This window comes from Tunturibacter gelidoferens (assembly GCF_040358255.1).
Classification (GTDB): Bacteria; Acidobacteriota; Terriglobia; order Terriglobales; family Acidobacteriaceae; genus Edaphobacter; species Edaphobacter gelidiferens.
This window is the reverse complement of record NZ_CP132938.1, coordinates 1,512,598-1,530,491: the sequence shown is the minus strand read 5'-3', so window position 1 is coordinate 1,530,491 and position 17,894 is coordinate 1,512,598. Positions and strand designations below refer to the sequence as shown.

Here is a 17,894-nt window from a genome sequence, read left to right as displayed (position 1 = left end):
TCCCCTCAAAAAGTCAACCCATTGCTTCCAAGCGCGGACCCTGCGATACTTAACCGTGCCCATCCTGCACAAACTTCAAATACATACAAAGAGGTCGCGGACATGTCTGCAAAGTACATCTTCGTAACTGGCGGAGTCGTGTCTTCGCTCGGCAAGGGTCTCGCCGCAGCCTCTATTGGTTGCCTGCTCGAAGCTCGTGGCATCAAGGTCAACCTCATGAAGTTTGACCCCTACCTCAACGTCGATCCCGGCACCATGTCGCCCTTCCAGCACGGCGAAGTCTTCGTCACCGACGACGGCGCCGAAACCGACCTCGACCTCGGCCACTACGAGCGCTTCACCCACGCGAAGCTCACCCGCGACAACAACCTAACCACCGGCCGCATCTACGAGCAGATCATCACCAAGGAACGCCGCGGCGACTACCTCGGCAAGACTGTCCAGGTCATCCCCCACGTCACCAATGAGATCAAGAACGCCATGCGCAAGGTCGCAGCGGACTGCGAAGTAGCCATCGTCGAGATCGGCGGGACCGTCGGAGACATTGAGTCCCTCCCCTTCCTCGAAGCCATCCGCCAGATGCGCCAGGACCTCGGACGCGAAAACACCTGCTTCGTCCACGTCACCCTCATCCCCTGGATCGCCGCCGCGCAGGAACTCAAGACCAAGCCCACCCAGCACTCCGTCAAGGAGATGCTTTCCATCGGCATCCAGCCCGACATCCTCCTCTGCCGCTCCGACCGCGCCGTCCCCCGCGAGATGCGCAACAAGATCGCCCTCTTCTGCAACGTCGAAGAACCCGCCGTTATCGCTGCCCGCGACGTCGCCAGCATCTACGAGGTCCCCCTCACCTTCGCGGCAGAAGGCGTAGACACCCTCGCTCTCAAGTACCTCCGCATCGAAACCAAGACGCCCGATCTATCCAAGTGGCAGGACATCGTCCGCCGCGCCTACCACCCCAAAGATGAAGTCTCCATCGCCATCGTCGGCAAGTACGTCGAGTACGAAGACTCCTACAAATCCCTCAAAGAAGCTCTCGTCCACGGCGCCCTCGCCCACAATCTCAAGCTCCGCGTCACCTGGCTCGAAGCCGAAGGCCTCGAAACTCCCGACTATGCCGCCCAGCTCCAGGGCTTCGACGGCATCCTCGTCCCGGGCGGCTTCGGCAAACGCGGCATCGAAGGCATGCTCAACGCCATCCGCTACGCACGCGAAGAGGCCGTCCCTTACTTCGGCATCTGCCTCGGCATGCAGACCGCCTGCATCGAGTACGCCCGCAACGTCTGCGGCCTCAAGGACGCCAACTCCGGCGAGTTCGACCCCGCCACCCCCTATCGCATCATCTACAAACTCCGCGAGCTAACCGGCGTCGAAGAGATGGGCGGCACTATGCGCCTCGGAGCCTGGGACTGCGTCATGGAGCCCGACTCTCTCGCCGCCCACGCCTACGGCAAGACCGAGATCAGCGAACGCCACCGCCATCGCTACGAGTTCAACCGCGAGTACGAAGCCATCCTCACCGGCGCCGGCCTTCGCCTCACCGGCACCACGCCCGACGCAACCTACGTCGAGATCGTAGAGATCCCCACACACCCCTTCTTCCTGGGCTGCCAGTTCCACCCCGAGTTCAAATCCAAGCCCCTCGAGCCGCACCCGCTCTTCCGCGACTTCATCGCCGCCAGCTACCAGAACCGCCTCGCCATGCAGCACGAGGTCTCAACCTCCTCCAGCATGGAAACTCTGTAATAAGACAACGAATCACTCCCGAGGGCTTCGCTCTTCTTTGCAATCAGAGTTGCTGAATCAGTTTGAATTCTGATAGAGAAAGATGGCGATACCTAAGAGGCCAGCGGCACACGAAATTCCGACGCTCCACCAGAACTGATTAGGATTTTCTGCACGGGTGACCGTCCGACCATAGCCCGCTAGGCTTTGTCCTGTCAGCGTTTCTGCAACTGCAAGTAGCAATAAGAAAATCCCGATAAGCAGAGGCCGATGTCGCTTATCGATGAGATAGGAGTAGTGATCAATTCCTCCTGAGGGCATGGAGACATGATCTCAGGCTCTCAGCAGAGGAGCAAGAGGCAAGAGGCAAGAGGCAAGAGAAAGTCCTACAAGCTTGGAGTACGTGCATTGCAAGTTGACCCACTTACCAAATCAAATCAGGTTTGGCCTGCTGCTCCCATGTCTGTAGACTTGTCGCAATCATGCCCGTCTCTTTGCGAGTTGCTCTCCTCTTCGGCCTTTCGGCCTCTTGCGCCATAGCTCAGACTCCCACCACCACCGATCCCGGCATCCGCACCATCGCCGACGCGAACAAAAACCTCACCGGCCGCGCTCCCCACGGAATCGACTGGAGCCCCGACGGCAAGCTCCTCACCTTCATCGTCGATGAACCCGAAGCAAGCACCCCCGGCAAGGCAGGCGACATCATCCAAATTGACGCCGCCACAGGCCACGCCAGCGTCCTCGCCACAGCCGAGCAGCTCAGCAAACTCTCCGCCGCCGACGTCAACGAGAAAGACGCTGACCATCGCGCCCGTTACGGCATGTCCGCCTACATCTGGGCCGCCGACTCCAAACACCTCCTGCTCGACAACGGTGGTCGCCTCTGGCTCTACGACATCGCCGCAGGCAACGGCACCATGATAGTCGACACTCACGAGGGCTCCGGCGACGACCCCAAATTCTCCCCCGACGCAAAATCCGTCTCCTACCTCCACAATCACAACCTCTACGTCCACCCCGTCGCCAGCACCGGCAAAGAGACTGCCCTCACCCGCGACACCACAGACACTCTCCTCAACGGCGAAGTCGACTGGGTCTACCTCGAAGAGCTCGACGTCCGCAGCAACTACTTCTGGTCACCCGACTCCAAATCCATCGCCTACCTCCAGATGAACGAGGCCAAGGTCCCCCAGTACCCCATCAACGACTGGATCCCCACCCACGCCACCATCGACAACCAGCGCTACCCCCAGCCCGGCGACCCCAATCCCGCCGTCCGCGTCGGCATCGTCTCCGCCAAAGGCGGCAAGACCAAATTCATCGAAGTCCCCTTCAGCCCCAACAACGACTACATCCCCCGCTTCGGCTGGGTCGACCCCAACACCATCTATCTCGAGGTCCTCACCCGCGACCAGCAGCACCTCAATCTTTACTTCGCCGACACTCGCTCCGGCAAAACCCGCCTCGTCTACACCGACAACGACGCCAAGTATCTCGACTTCAGCACTGACCTCAACATCCTCTCCGGCGGCCGCTTCCTCGTCGAAAGCTGGCGCGACGGCCACACCCACCTCTACCTCTACAGCTTCGACGAACACCATCCCCTCGCCGCCGACGCCACCCTCACCCGCCAACTCACCCAGGGCGACTACGAAGTCGAGTACGTCAACAGCATCGACCAGAAATCCAACACCGTCTTCTACACCTCCAACGAAAGCTCCCCACTCGAAGACAATCTCTGGTCTATCAAACTCGATGGCAGCTCAAAAGATCAGCTCACCGCGGGTCGCGGCACTCACGGCACAAAGACCTCTCCAGACGGCGCCCACTTCAGCGACTACTACAGCGACGCCATCACCCCGCCCGTCATCAGCCTCTGCAACGTCACTCGAAACTGCTCTCCCATCTGGAAGTCGAAACCCCTTCCTCCCGCCAAAACCGTCACCAGTGACATCGTCTCCGTCACCGCCGCCGACGGAAAGACCAAGCTCTACGGCCGTCTCACCCTTCCGTCCTCGACAACTCCCACATCCGTCTCCATTCCCCTCATCCTCAACCCCTATAACGGACCCACCCCCGAAAGCAGCATCCGCAACTCATGGAGCGCCACCCAGATCTTCAACGAGCTCCTCGCCCAGCACGGCTTCGCGATCCTCGACATCGACACCCGCGGCAGCGGAGGCCGCGGACGCGACTTCCAGCAGGCCGCCTACCGCAACTTCGGCCCCGTCCAGTTCGCCGACCAGATGGCCGCGCTCGACCAGATCCTCACCCAATATCCGCAACTCGACCCCAAGCGCATCGGTTGGTGGGGCTGGAGCTGGGGCGGCACCTTCACCCTCTACACCATGACCCACACCGACCGCATCCGCGCCGGCGTAGCCGTAGCCCCCGTCACCGACTGGCGCAACTACGACTCCATCTACACCGAGCGCTACCTCGGCCTCCCCTCCGACAACGCCGCCACCTACAAAGACGACTCCCCCACCACCAACGCCGCCAAGCTCAAAGGCCATCTCCTCATAGCCCAGGGTACCGGCGACGACAACGTCCACATGGCCAACACGATCCAATTCATCCAGCCCCTCATCGAAGCCGGCATCCCCTACGACCTCCAGCTCTTCCCCCGCAAAACTCACTCTATCGCCGGCCCCACGGCCCGCGACGAGCTCTTCAACCGCATCCTCTGGCACTTCGAAACCTACCTAAAACCCTGACCCCACCCCAACCGCTGAGATCGCAGTTACATTGTCGTTGCGGTTGCAGGTAGTCGTGCTTCAGTTTTTTAGCCGTCATCCTGAGCGCAGCGAAGGGTCCTGGTATGTTCTGCTCTCGCCAATCATCCCCTCACCCGCCAATAGTTACCACCCCACGTAGTAGCATCCAAACAACATGACTACCCAATACGGCTCATACGGTTCAGAACGCAGATCCTCCGGCACCTTCTTCGTCGTCCTGCTCTCGTTGATCCTTGGCGCAGCCGCCCTGGCCGTGTTCCTGCGCCACGCAACCACCGGCATCTTCGCCCGCGCCGCAACCGCCATCACCGGCCGCACCACCACCTTCGACACCTCCGTTCCCGCCGTAGTCCAGCGCATTCAGCGTCTCAACCGCCTCGAAACCGTCGTCTATTCCATCGACACCGTAGTCGAAGGCTCCAAATCCAGCACCGTCCTCCCAGACCTCCTCGCCGGAGATCGCCTCCTCCTCGTCGTCCACGGTCAGTCCATAGCCGGCATCGATCTCTCGCAACTAAAACCCGAAGACGTCCGCATCGACAACAACGGCCAATCCATTCACGTCACCCTCCCCGCCTCTCAACTCTTCGTCACCACCCTCGACAACCAGCACACCCGCGTCTACGCCCGCTCCACCGGCCTCCTCGTTCCCGTCGACCAGAACCTCGAGTCCGACACCCGCGCCAAGGCCGAGCAGCAGCTCCAGCAGTCCGCCCTCGCCGACGGCATCCTCGACACCGCCCGCAAGAACGGCCGCGCCACCGTCACCACCCTGCTCTACAGCCTCGGCTTCCACCAGGTCGACGTCACCTAACCCAAGCCACTCAAGATCGAAGCGCGCTCTGCGTCAACCACGTCGACGTCTCCTAAAACCCCCTACCGCCAACCGCGTTGCCGCCATCGTAGCCGCCGCCGTTACAGTTGCCCGTTGCAGTTGCGGTTGCAGTTCTTGTTGTCATCCCCGAAGGGGATCTGCGGTTGCTTTTGCCGTTGCCGCTGCGGTTCCTTTTGCCGTTGCCATTGCCTTCTGTTGCTTTTGCCCCCAACCCACCACTTGCAGCAACTTTATTCGCCCAAAGGCGTCCAATCAGTCAATGCCACTGAAGCAGCACCTCTCAACCGCCGGTTCTCTCAACCACCGACGAACCTGCGATATCATTCAAAGCATGATGTTCCGCTCCAAATCGAGGCCTGAAGACTCTCAATCCGAGGACGTCCCCGTCACCGCTCCGCTCCCCTTCCCCCGCCTCGCGCGAGAGGATGAGGGTGACGCAGAATCGACCCTCATCAAGACCGTAGGCTGGATCTCCGCCGGCCTCGGTGCCGTAGCTCTGGGCCTCTTTGTTGGCCGCGAGCTACGCCAGCGCTACAAGTTCAACCGCCGCACCCCCTACGACTTCTACGCCCACTCCGGCGACGAGCAGGACGTAGACTTCGGCCTCGGCATCTAGTCTCCTGAGTCTGAAATTCGTATCAGCCCCTTGCTGTCATCCTGAGTGCAGCGAAGGATCCCGACGAACTCCGCCCCACCCAAACCGCAGGTCCCTTTCCTCCAACCTCTTCACTCATTGCCAAGCCACACTCACACCCTGCCGACCCCCGCAACCCCACAATCCCTTCAGTGAACCCCCAGCAGGTTGCACTTCGCATGGGCCGCAATCTGATGCGCCGTCCCACCCATCAGGCGGCCCGCTATGCCATGGTCATGGCGAAGCCCAATCGCCAGCAGGTCAGGCCTGATCCCCTCGATCAAACGTAACAACTCGCCGACAACATCTCCTTCGGTCAGCTCCAGAAAAAGACTGACCCCGGCCCGATCAGCCTCCGCCCTCGCCTTACCCTGCAAGTCCGAATAAAAACTCCGTTTCTCATTCTTCAACAACAAAGGCACATCAGGAGCCACCGACGCAACGTAGCTCATATACGCCGGAAAGCCTTCAATCACCGTTATCAGATGAAGCGTCGCCGAACTGAACTTCGCCAGATCCAACGCAGAATGAAACGCCCTGCCAGCCTCGGGCGACTCATCAAATGCCACCGCAATTTTCTTGAACATAACTTTTTCCTTCCGCCATCTATTCAGATACTCGCGAACGGAGATTGGCACCGAAATAGTTGTGTTCCAGCGCACATAAGCCCTAATTGCAATAAAGCGAATAATCTGCACCCTGATTTACGATAATCACGATGACTAAACTAGCTTTCCTCTTCCCCGGCCAGGGTTCACAAACCGTCGGCATGGGCCGTGATCTCCACGACAACTTCCCCACCGCCCGCGCCGTCTTCGACGAGGCCGACGAGGCCCTCGCCTTCCCTCTCTCCAAACTCATCTTCGAAGGCCCCGAAGACCAGCTCAAACTCACCGAGCACACCCAGCCCGCCATCCTCACCGCCTCCGTAGCCGCCGCCCGTGTCTTTACGGAAGTCCTTGCCGAAAAAGGCATCCCCGGTCCCGCCTTCGCCGCCGGTCACTCCCTCGGCGAATACTCCGCCCACGTTGCCGCCGGCACCCTCTCCTTCGCCGACGCCGTCCGCACTGTCCGATCCCGTGGCCGTTACATGCAGCAGGCCGTCCCCGCCGGAGAAGGCGCCATGGCCGCCATCCTGGGCCTCTCCTCAACCCTCATCTCCGAGGTCTGTTCCCAGGTCACCGACCAGCTCACCCCGCTCCCCACCATGCCCGACGCCAAAACCTTCAACGCGAATCTGGCCGTTGTCTCCCCCGCCAATCTCAACTCCCCCGACCAGACCGTCATCTCAGGAGCCTCCGGAGCCGTTCATCTCGCCGCCGACCTCTGCAAGGCCGCCGGAGCCAAGCGCACCGTCATCCTCCACGTCAGCGCTCCCTTCCACTGCGCCCTCATGCAGCCCGCGCAGGACGCCCTCGCCGCCGACCTCAAAACCGTCACCTTCAACGACCCCGCCTTCCCCGTCGCCGCCAACGTCGACGCCCGCCTCCTCACCAGCCGCACCGACGTCCCCGACTGCCTCATCCGCCAGGTCACCGGCTCCGTCCGCTGGGTCGAGTGCATCCAGCTCCTCATTGCCCAGGGCGCAACCCACTTCATCGAAGTAGGCCCCAGCAAGGTCCTCTCCGGCCTGATGCGCCAAATCGACCGCACCCAAAAAACCTCCCACGTCGAAGACTCCGCCTCCCTCAAAAAAACCCTTGCTTCGCTCGCTTGAAATACAGTTCTTCCAGAGTGCCGACACCTTATCGTATGATTTTGCTATTTCGTTTTCTCATTCCTGCGACCATAGCGTTATATAGCCTTTTCCTCATGCCGGGGATCAGCTTTGGATTTCATCATGTAAATCAAACTGATCTCCCAGGCGTATACCTGTCACTTGCGATGGTTCCGCTACTCCTACCAGCTGCCCTGCTTACTTTGATTACGCCGCGATGGGGTAGTCTTGCGCTAGCTACTGTTGGGGGATTGGGCATATTGGGAGTGCTGCTGACCCCGAGCTTTTTTTCTTCACCGTTTTATGTGGGCTTAGGACCCGCGATGTTTCTGCTTGCCCTTGCAGACGGATCGGCATTGCATTGGTTCAAGACCCGCAAAGTGATGCCCATCTAGAAACTTCTTTCTGTTCGCAATCGACAACAGGCAGCACACTCTCGTTCGTTAGCTTCAATGTCAGAGCTAAACTGCTATTGAACACCGCAAAGGAAATCACATGCAACCAGGCGACAAAGTAGAAAACTTCACCCTCCAAAACCAAGACGGCAAAGAAGTCTCCCTCACCGACTTCAAAACCAAGCCCGTAGTCCTCTTCTTCTACCCCCGCGCCGACACCCCCGGCTGCACCATCGAATCCTGCGGCTTCCGCGATGCCTTTGAAAAGTTTCAGAAGCAAGGCATCGTCGTCCTCGGCATCTCCCGCGACACCGTCAAAGACCAGAAGAAGTTCAAAGACAAGTACGACCTCCCCTACGACCTCCTCGCCGACCCCGACATGGAGCTCATCAACCGCTACGACCTCGTCAAGCCCAAGAACATGTACGGCAAGCTCGTCAAAGGCGTCAAACGCACCACCTACCTCATCGGCCCCGATACAGGAAAAGGCCAGCGTCTCCTCCACATCTTCGACGAAGTCAAACCCGAAGGCCACGCCGAAGAGGTCCTCGCCCTGCTCAAAGCTCACGCGAAGAAATAACACCGCCGCAACTGCAGCAGCCCCTCGCGACTCCGCATCGAACAAGCAGAGACCTCATCCATGAACACCTACCAAGTGAGATTCAAGACCAATCCGGACCCCAGTAACCCCGGCGGAATCATCATGCAGTACACGCGTGTCGGCGACATCACCCACGAAGAGATCCGCCTTAGAGTCGCCTATGCCGACAAGGTGAAACTACAAGGAGCCTTTCTCAAAGCCGGCCTCTATCTCCACTCCTTCGGACAGGAGGACCCAGGCAGAGACGTAATGCCCGACCCCGATCAGGACTACGAAGTGACCAATGAGATGATGCGGCAACTAGGATTCGATATACCCGCCTGATCACCTCGGCAGAATCAGGTCATGCTCTCGTCAGTGACCGCACACCAGCCTATCGAGCAGGTCGGTGTCACTTTAAAAATTCAGCTATCTAGCGTTGATAACCCACAAGAATATCCACTCGTAATCTCTCATTCATACTTCTTTGATCGCAGGTTAATCAGCCGCCCCAAAACTTAGGGTTATGCGAAAAAAAAGATTTTCTTCTGCACCCAGCCTTGTGGCGGCCATACTGTTTTTCTTCCTGTGCTCCCATCTGAACGCGCAATATGAGAACGGCAGCCTCGTCGGAACCATCCATGACTCCAGCGGGGCCACAGTCTCCGGCGCATCCATAACCATCACCAACAACGCCACCGGAATCACCGCCAAGGCCACCTCCAACAGCACAGGCGACTACGAAATTCCCTCCCTCCGCGTCGGCGTCTACACCATCTCCGCCAACTCTCCCGGCTTCTCAGACGCAGTCGCAAAAAACATCACCATCTCCGTCGGCGTCCGCGAACGCATCGACCTCTCCCTGCAGGTCGGCTCTACCCAGACCACCGTCGAAGTCTCCGACGTCGCCCTCCAAATCGAAACCGAGACCAGCCAGCGCGGCCAGACCATCACCCAGTACCAAAGCGCCGCCTTCCCGCTCGTCTCCCGCAACTACTCTGACCTCCTCGGCCTCGTCACCGGCTCCCGCCAGGCCCCCACTGCCGCCACCACCAGCTCCATCAGCTCGCTCATCCGCGCCGGAGCCTACAACATCAACGGCCAGCGCAGCATGTTCAACAACTTCCTCCTCGACGGCATGGACAACAACGCCTACGGCGAGAGCAACCAGGGCTTTGACAATCAAATCATCGCCGTCCCGCCCGACTCCGTCGCACAGTTCCAGATCGTCACCAACAACGAGAGCGCAGAGTACGGCCGCTCCTCCGGCGCCACCATCAACGTCGCCTCCGCCAGCGGAACCAACCGCTTCCACGCCACCGTGTACGAGTTCATCCGCAACACCGACCTCAACGCCGCCGGCTACTTCAAGCCCACCCTCGTCGGCACCAGCGGCAACGTCGTTCCCTTCAAAAAACCCACCTTCAACCGCAACCAGTTCGGCGTCAACTTCGGCGGTCCCATCATCAAGGACAAGCTCTTCTACTTCGTCGACTACGAAGGCTTCCGCCAGGTCCTCAAGCCGCTTAGCGTCAACACCGTCCCCACCACCAACGAGCTCAACGGCAAGCTCGTCGTCGACGTGCAGAATCCCATCACCGGCGTCGTCTACCCCAAAGGCACCGTCATCCCCGCCGCTGCCATCAACCCGGTCTCTCAGCAGATCATCGGCTTCTTCAAGCAGATACCAACCCAGGGCACCGGCCTTTCGACCAGCGGCCTCGCACAAGACAACTACGCCACCCAGGTCCCCTTCACCGACAACTCCGATAAGGGCGACCTCCGTCTCGACTACCAGCAAAACCCCAGCAGTTCCTGGTTCCTCCGCGTCTCCGATCGCAAAGAGACCGGCGTCAACCATCCCATCTTCCCGCTCCCCCTCGACGGCCAGACCAACGGCACCATCCGCGTCCTCGACCAGCAGATAGCCCTCGGCTACACCCACCTCATCGGCGCCAACAAGGTCGTCGATGCGCGCCTCGGCCTCTCCCGCACCAAAGCCGGCAAATACTCCCTCTCCATCGGCGACAATGCCATCTCCATCCCCGGCCTGCCCTCCGACCCCACCGTCGCCGGCGGCCTTCCCTCGACCAGCATCAACGGCGGCTTCACCTCCTTCGGCCGACAGAGCACCAACCCCCAGTGGCAGAATCCCGCGCTCATCGATCCGAAGGTCAACTTCACCTGGATCAAGGGCCACCACTCCCTCAAGTTCGGCTACGAGTACGAGCACATCTGGATGGCCGTCAACGATAACAACCCCCTATACGGCTCCTTCAGTTACTCCGGCGGCTTCAGCCTCTGCCCCAGCTCCACCGTCAACGGAGTCAAGGTTCCCACCAATCCGAACGGCCAATCCTGCGCGGACATCAAAGGCGCTGTCGCCGACAACTACTGGGCCGACTTCCTCTTCGGCACCACCAACAACTACTCTCTCGCCAACCTCTTCGTCGCCCACCTCCGCCAGACCCTGCAAAGCGTCTACGCCCAGGACGACTGGAAGGTCGATCCCAAACTTACCCTCAACCTCGGCCTCCGCTGGGAGTATGGCTCGCCCTACTCTGAGCAGCACAACTACATCTCCAACTTCGATCCCATCACCCAGACCGTCCTCACCATCACTCCAGGCGCAGTCGCCGGCAACGGCATCACCCCCGTATCCCCCGGCGGAGTCTACGGCAAAACCCTCGTCAATCCTGACCTCAACGACTTCGCTCCACGCCTGGGCTTTGCCTACGCCGCCACCCCGCGTACCTCCATTCGCGGCGGCTACGGCACCAGCTACGTCCACTACACCCGCGCCGGCTCCGGCGACATCCTCGCCATCAACGCCCCACAGGCGCAGTTCGTCTCCGTCACCCAGAAGACACCAAGCACCACCAACCACTGCCCTGTAGGCGGAGCCTCTGCAAGCTGTTACGTCACCACCGACCAGGGCTTCCCCACCGGCATCGCAACCACCTTCAACCCCGCGACCGACAACATCACCTACGTCCCGAAGAACACCCGCGACAGCTACGTCCAGAGCTACTTCCTCAGCGTGCAGCAGGAGCTCGCCAAGAACACGCTTCTCGACATCGCCTACGTCGGCAACCACGGCAGCAAGCTCCAGGGCTTCCTCAACGCCAACCAGAGGAATCCGTCCAATAACTTCGCCCGTCCCTACGCCAACTGGCCCAGCGACATCACCGCAGCCCTCAACGAGTTCTACTCCCACTACGACGCCCTGCAGGTTCGTTACGAGCAGCGCTTCGTAGCCGGCCTAACCCTCCTCAACTCGTTCACCTGGTCGCACTCGCTCGACAACGCCAGCGCCTCCCTCGAAGGCAACAGCCCTTCACCGCAGGACGCCAACAACATCTCCGCCGACTACGGTCAGTCTGACTACAACCTGCCCATCAGCAACGTCACCAGCCTCGTCTATGACCTGCCCTTTGGACACGGTCGCCACTTCCTCAACACCGCCAACGCCGTCACCGACACCGTCCTCGGCGGCTGGCAGATCAGCGCCATCAACACCATGCAGGCCGGTACCGCTTACAACATCGGCTACTCCCCCAACTCCGCCAACGCCGTCTCACCTCAAATTGCCGCAACCTATCGCGGCGCCAACGAGTACCGCCCCAACGTCGTAGCCGGTCAGCCAGCCATCAAAAAAACCAAGCTGAGCAACGGCTTCATCCAGTACATCAACCTCGCCGCTTACACCCTTCCCGAAACCAAGGACGGAAGCGGAAATCTGGTGAGCCCCTTCGGCAACGCCTCCAGAAACCCAGGCCGTTCGCCGGCCTTCTACCAGACCGACGTAGCCCTCAACAAAACCTTCAACACTCCCCTCGAGAGCCTGCGAGTGCAGTTCCGCGCAGAGTCCTACAACCTCTTCAACCACACCAACTTCTACATCCCCGGCAGCGGTCTTAGCGGCACTCTGAGCACCGCAGCCACAAGCACCGCCCCGGCAACCTTGAACAATCCAACCAGCGGAGGCCAGATCACCAGCACCTTCGAGCCGCGCATCTTCCAGTTCGGCCTCAAGATCCTCTACTAACCTCAACCCGCACCAAAGCAAAAGCCCTGCGCCAACCAGCGCAGGGCTTTTTTGTTGAACAACACCACGACCAGCTACGGCTTCGGAGTCCAGAAATCCGGCTCCGCCTGGACAAGCGCCTCTGGCGGATAGCTCATCTTCGGTGAAATCCGAAACAGATTCGACTGTCTCGACTCGACACACGAAGCTTCTAACGCCTCCAGCTTCTTCAAGCCCTCTGGCCCCAGCGCCTCGATGAACTTCGGATCCTTGGCGAACTCCGCGTCGAGCTCCTCCGCCGACCTAAGCGTCGTGATCACCAGGTACGTGCTCCCCCCGCCAAAGAGCATCTCGTAGGTTCCCCAGTGAGCATCCGGAACACCCTTCTTGTACGCCTCGATCACCAGCTTCACCAGCTCCGTCCACTCGCCGGTGTGTCCCGGGCGAACCACGAATTGCGTCAGCTCCTCATAGCGAGCTCCCACCCGATATCCCTGGTTGAGACTGAGATCGTCCCTTCGCATCCACATGCTGGAGTTCGTCTCCGCAAGCAGATCGCCATCCGCTTCATTCGCCCGGTCAAGCTCCGCCGAAAGAGACGCGTTGCTGTTCACCTTCTTGCGCTCAGCTTCAATGTCCGCAAAGCTCGGATAGGCGCTCAGAAACAAAACCCTCGGCCGGCCCGAAAGAGACGTAAGGGCGTAATAGTGGTCCGTAACCTTCCCATCCGCCATCGCCTTGGCAAACGCAGCCTCGCTCTTTTCATGGGCTGCACCTTCTTTGCCCGGCTTGGTGAACTCTCGCTGAATCGTCAAAATCTTCTGACTCGGAATCGTCTTATCCTGCGCAGAGACCGCAGGCGTGACGCTGCTTACAAAACCTGCAAGCAACAAAGGGAGAGCAATACATTGGCAACTGATTGGCAGTTTCATACGGTCTTTCTCCTTGATTCAAACGTGAGAGAAGCTAAGGAGGTGCGCAGACGACGAACTCCTCTGATGTCTTCGCGAGAGGTATATCGGCTGCAATGCGGACAGCCGCGCCTGGGATTAAAAACCCTCAGCCCGGCTGCCCGGGAACGAGTATTTCCCCGGAGCCTGGAAGCAAGTGCTAAAGAGTGCGAGCAATAGTAGGAACTTCAATGCCAGAAAGCAATCAATTTCTGTTACTTATACCCGCAAGCACTCCGGCCTTTTCGCAGCCTCCCTATAATGAAACGAGGGGAGCGAAGGGCATGACACAAACTCAAACAGCCGCCGCCATCCTTGCCGCGGCCACCGCAGCCGCAGGAACTCTCACCTACGCCGCCCTCTCCGCCCAGTCTCAACTCTTCGGCAAAGTCGTCATCGCCAGCAGCAATCCCAACCAGATCGCCCTCACCTACGACGACGGCCCCAATGACGTCGCCACCGAACGTCTCCTCGAAGTCCTCGCCCGCAACAACACCCGCGCCACCTTCTTCCTCATCGGCCGTTACGTCCAGCAGCGCCCCGCCATCGCCCGCGCCATCGCAGCCGCAGGACACCTCATCGGCAACCACACCATGACTCACCCATGGCTCGCCTGGCAATCCTCCGCACGCATCCGCCAGGAACTCACAAACTGCAACGCCGCCATCGAAGACACCCTCGGCATCCCCGTCCGCTACTTCCGTGCACCCCACGGCGCCCGCCGTCCCGCGGTCTTACGCATCGCCCACGAGCTCGGCCTCACCCCGGTCCATTGGAACATCCTCCCCGGTGACTGGAACCCCATCTCTGCCGGCGAGATCGCCGACCGCACCCTCCACGCCATTCTCCGAAACCAAAAGAGAAGTCGCGCATCGAATATCGTGTTGCACGATGGCGGTCAGGCAGGCCTCGGCCAGCCCCGGCTTCCAACGGTCAAAGCTACAGACCTGCTCCTCCAGCACTTGAAGACGCAACCGGCAACAAGCTTCGTCACCGTCGATTCCTGGGCCTGAATCACCCAAATCAAGTACCATAAGCCAACCCCTGATGAGCACAACCTCCACCAACCCGGCAGCCGTTGGGTCGAATGCGCCACCCGTCATCGACCCCGAACTTCCAGCACCCCTATCCATGGGAGACGTCCTCCGCGTCCCCATGATGCGCCGTCTCTGGTACGCCCAGATCATCTCCGTCTTCGGCGACTTCCTCGCACTCTTCGCCGTCATCAACGTCCTCACCTTCAAACTTCACGCCAACGCCCAGGAGGTCACCGGCGTGCAGATCGCCTACATGCTGCCCATCGCGGTCCTCGGCATCCTCGCCGGGGTCTTCGTCGACCGCTGGCCCCTCAAGCCCACCATGGTCTCCAGCGACTCCATCCGCGCAGGCCTCTGCCTCCTGCTCATCTTCGCCACGCAGATCTGGCACTTCTACGCGATCCTCGCCGCCATCAGCGTCATCTCCAGCTTCTTCGGCCCCGCCCAGGGAGTCGCCATCCGCTCAGCAGTCCCCCTCCACGGCCTCCGCTCCGCAAACGCACTCATGCAGCAGGTCATGTTCGGCATGCGCATCATCGGCCCCGCCATCGCCGGCCTCATGGTCTCCTACATGGGAGCCGTCAGCTGTTACGCCTTCGACTCCGCCAGCTTCATCGGCTCCGCGCTCCTCATCGCATCCGTCTCCTTCCTCGCACCCGGACCCAAGGCCGCCGCGCCAACACCCCACGCCGCAGACGCATCTGCCATCGCCAAAGTGTGGCTCGACATGAAACAGGGCATCAACTTCATCATCCACCACGCCGCCCTGCTCTTCGTCATCCTCGCCATGGCGGCCGGCATGTTCGTCCTCGGCTGCTTCGGCCCGCTCATCGCCATCTACGTGCGCGACTCCCTCCACGCCTCCACCAAATCCTTCGCCATCGCCTCAGCGATGATCGGCCTCGGCATGCTGATCGGCATCAACGGCCTCAACACCTTCGGCAAAAAGCTAAAGGACACCCTCCTCGTCTACTCCGGCCTCTGCGGCATCGCCGTCGGTCTGGTCATCCTCACGGCGCTGCCACACCTGTGGTCGACGATCCTCGGAAACCTCATCATCGGCTTCTCCGTCGCCGGCATCATCGTCCCCTCCCAAACCCTCTTCCAGAAAGCAACACCACCGGAGCTGATGGGCCGCGTAGGCTCCACCTTCATGTCCATCATCTTCACCGCCCAGATCTCAGGCCTCGTCCTCTCCGGCATCCTCACCCACTACATCGGCGTGCGTCGCGTCTTCGCCCTCTGCGCCGCCATGCTGGTGGTCCTCATGGCAGTAGGCAAAATCTGGATGGAACCAAAACCCGCAGCCCCGCAGCCCGCCTGAATACCACTCAGTCAGCCTGCCGCATCTGAAAGGCCCGGGCCCAGAAAGATTTCGAACTGCAGGTGTCTCAAGCACCTCCTCCTACATCGAGGCGTCGCGCTAGATCTGGACACCAACCGCAGTTGCCGACAACCCCGTTTCGCGGGAACTTTGTCAGGCCGGGGGTTCTACCTCTGGACCGTTGCTTCACGCCTCGAGTTCAACCACCAGTACAGGGGAAGACTGAATGCCATTCCTCCCAACAGCGATAGCAAAACAAACCAGTACCATCTGACGGTTCCGATGGGACGCACTGCAAACAAGTAGGCAAGAACTCCCATAGTAAGAAAGGCATCAAGCATGAAGGATGAAGCTAGTAGATTGTGGGCAACTCCGCCGCAACCGTTTGGGTCGTGAAGCCATGCGTAGAGAAACATATTATTCGGAACCACTAGACCGAAGAGAGCGACCGCAAGTAGTAGCCACCGCTGGTTCATTGATTTCTTGACCTCCCGTTTCGCGATTGCCCTACCTTCCCCCAACTGGCATTGCCTGTCAAATCCTTATTGCCGTGGAACGGCGTATTGGTTCTGGGTCCTCGAAAGTCGGGTTTTCGAAAACTGTACGCGTCCCTCACCGTCATCGCCAGGCGCAAGGTGGCGAAACGTCATTCTTCGCCAAAAATGTGAGCGTCCTAGTGAAAATAGCTTGCCCCCGTTCCGGTTCCAGCGACATCAGAAGCTTCGAGGACTGGCACCCCGCTGCATCGGGCCCAGAAAACTCTTGTGAAGGAGAGTTCACCATGACTGAACTCATGAGGGAATCTATCGCTCCGCTGGGGAATGGTGCGTGGCACGGACGTGATCGTAGCGCACTAAAACACAAGCCGATGCTTGGCGTGATGATCGCAATGCTCGGCGTCCTGCTTCAAGGTTGCACCGCAGGCAAATCCCCATCCCAGGGCGAAACCAGCCTGGCCAATGCAGCGAAAGACGTCACCATCCCATTGGAGGCAGGCAAGATGAACAACCCGCTGCCTGAGACCGACGAGGTCATCAGCCAGGGCCGCGAAGTCTTCCTCGGATCCTGCGCCCAATGCCACGGCGCCGATGCGCGCGGGGATGCGGACCTCGGCCGCAGCATGGATCCGCCTGCCATGGACCTCAGCTCGGGTCACGTCCAGCACTGGAGCGACGCCGAACTGTTCTGGATCGTACAGAACGGAGTCCGCCTCACCGGCATGCCTGCCTGGAAAACGAGTATCTCCGAGAACGACACCTGGAAGCTCGCCCGTTTCATCCACAAACTTCCCGGCACCAACGCCGCCGCCGCCCCCGCCTCCACAACAGTCCCGGCACAGACCCAGGCCACCACCTCCAGCCAGAATAAGTACACCCTCAAAATACCCAATGGCCTCGCCTTCTCTGAGTTCAGAGGATACGAAAGCTGGCAGGTGATCGCCGTCAGCCATAACGGAGGTGCGATCGCCGCCATCCTTGGAAATCCTGTGATGATCAACGCCTACAAGGCAGGAATTCCCGGTAACGGCAAGCCCTTTCCGGATGGTGCCAAGATGGCGAAGGTCCATTGGACCGCGAAGGTGGATTCCGGTCAACCCGGTTCGCCGACCGTGCCGGGCCCCCAGCATGACGTCGATCTCATGGTGAAGGACGGCAAAAGGTTCGCCGACAGCGGCGGATGGGGTTACGGTGTCTTCGAGTATGACGCCACGTCTGGCAACTTCAGGCTCGGCAACTTAGGGGACAAGCCTCCCCAGGGAAGCGACGCTAAGTGCGGTTTCGCCTGCCACACAGCAGTAAAGTCAAAAGATTACGTCTTCACGGCTTACGGGCAAAGGTGAAGCAGTAGAAGCAGACTGTTCCTGTTCTTTCTTTGCACAAGCCAACCGTTGGCTCAACGATCGTCGAAGTGTCTCTTCTTCGGAAGGCC

13 protein-coding genes are annotated in these 17,894 nt (G+C 60.0%); 11 read left to right on the top strand and 2 right to left on the bottom strand.

What is annotated here, in order from left to right:
- Window positions 1–102 precede the first annotated feature (102 nt).
- From RBB81_RS07035 to RBB81_RS07020, 4 genes are all read left to right on the top strand, one after another.
- Window positions 103–1,746: a CTP synthase gene (locus RBB81_RS07035; RefSeq protein WP_353073191.1), complete on the top strand. Its 1,644-nt coding sequence runs from the start codon at window positions 103–105 to the stop codon at window positions 1,744–1,746.
- 461 nt (window positions 1,747–2,207) lie between these two features.
- Window positions 2,208–4,445: a S9 family peptidase gene (locus tag RBB81_RS07030; protein WP_353073190.1), complete on the top strand. Its 2,238-nt coding sequence runs from the start codon at window positions 2,208–2,210 to the stop codon at window positions 4,443–4,445.
- A 175-nt stretch (window positions 4,446–4,620) separates the two neighbouring features.
- Window positions 4,621–5,280: a DUF4230 domain-containing protein gene (locus RBB81_RS07025; protein WP_353073189.1), complete on the top strand. Its 660-nt coding sequence runs from the start codon at window positions 4,621–4,623 to the stop codon at window positions 5,278–5,280.
- Window positions 5,281–5,560: 280 nt separating this feature from the next.
- Window positions 5,561–5,917: a hypothetical protein gene (locus tag RBB81_RS07020; RefSeq protein WP_183790218.1), complete on the top strand. Its 357-nt coding sequence runs from the start codon at window positions 5,561–5,563 to the stop codon at window positions 5,915–5,917.
- A 167-nt stretch (window positions 5,918–6,084) separates the two neighbouring features.
- Here the strand turns inward: RBB81_RS07020 and RBB81_RS07015 are convergent, their stop codons facing one another.
- Entirely contained in the window at window positions 6,085–6,522 is a 438-nt protein-coding gene (locus tag RBB81_RS07015; protein WP_183790220.1) for a universal stress protein, read from the bottom strand.
- A gap of 131 nt (window positions 6,523–6,653) precedes the next feature.
- Between RBB81_RS07015 and fabD the strand changes: the two genes are divergently transcribed.
- From fabD to RBB81_RS06995, 4 genes are all read left to right on the top strand, one after another.
- The gene (gene fabD / locus RBB81_RS07010; RefSeq protein ID WP_353073188.1) at window positions 6,654–7,652 is read left to right on the top strand and encodes an ACP S-malonyltransferase; all 999 of its coding nucleotides are present in this window, start codon (window positions 6,654–6,656) and stop codon (window positions 7,650–7,652) included.
- A 495-nt stretch (window positions 7,653–8,147) separates the two neighbouring features.
- Window positions 8,148–8,627, top strand: a complete 480-nt coding sequence (locus RBB81_RS07005) for a peroxiredoxin (RefSeq protein WP_353073187.1) — start codon at window positions 8,148–8,150, stop codon at window positions 8,625–8,627.
- Window positions 8,628–8,687: 60 nt separating this feature from the next.
- Window positions 8,688–8,972 (top strand): hypothetical protein, encoded by a 285-nt coding sequence (locus RBB81_RS07000; RefSeq protein WP_353073186.1) that lies wholly within the window; start codon window positions 8,688–8,690, stop codon window positions 8,970–8,972.
- 181 nt (window positions 8,973–9,153) lie between these two features.
- The gene (locus tag RBB81_RS06995) at window positions 9,154–12,675 is read left to right on the top strand and encodes a TonB-dependent receptor (protein WP_353073185.1); all 3,522 of its coding nucleotides are present in this window, start codon (window positions 9,154–9,156) and stop codon (window positions 12,673–12,675) included.
- 74 nt (window positions 12,676–12,749) lie between these two features.
- Here the strand turns inward: RBB81_RS06995 and RBB81_RS06990 are convergent, their stop codons facing one another.
- Window positions 12,750–13,586: a hypothetical protein gene (locus RBB81_RS06990; RefSeq protein WP_353073184.1), complete on the bottom strand. Its 837-nt coding sequence runs from the start codon at window positions 13,584–13,586 to the stop codon at window positions 12,750–12,752.
- A 302-nt stretch (window positions 13,587–13,888) separates the two neighbouring features.
- Here RBB81_RS06990 and RBB81_RS06985 point away from each other — a divergent pair, with 302 nt between their 5' ends.
- The 3 genes from RBB81_RS06985 to RBB81_RS06975 all read left to right on the top strand — a co-directional run bounded on the left by RBB81_RS06985 (window position 13,889) and on the right by RBB81_RS06975 (window position 17,805).
- Window positions 13,889–14,617, top strand: a complete 729-nt coding sequence (locus tag RBB81_RS06985; protein WP_353073183.1) for a polysaccharide deacetylase family protein — start codon at window positions 13,889–13,891, stop codon at window positions 14,615–14,617.
- A gap of 34 nt (window positions 14,618–14,651) precedes the next feature.
- Window positions 14,652–15,965: an MFS transporter gene (locus RBB81_RS06980; protein ID WP_353073182.1), complete on the top strand. Its 1,314-nt coding sequence runs from the start codon at window positions 14,652–14,654 to the stop codon at window positions 15,963–15,965.
- Between the two features lie 781 nt (window positions 15,966–16,746).
- Window positions 16,747–17,805 carry a cytochrome P460 family protein gene (locus RBB81_RS06975; RefSeq protein ID WP_353073181.1) on the top strand — a complete coding sequence of 353 codons (1,059 nt, stop codon included), beginning with the start codon at window positions 16,747–16,749 and terminating at the stop codon, window positions 17,803–17,805.
- The last annotated feature ends 89 nt before the right edge of the window (window positions 17,806–17,894 follow it).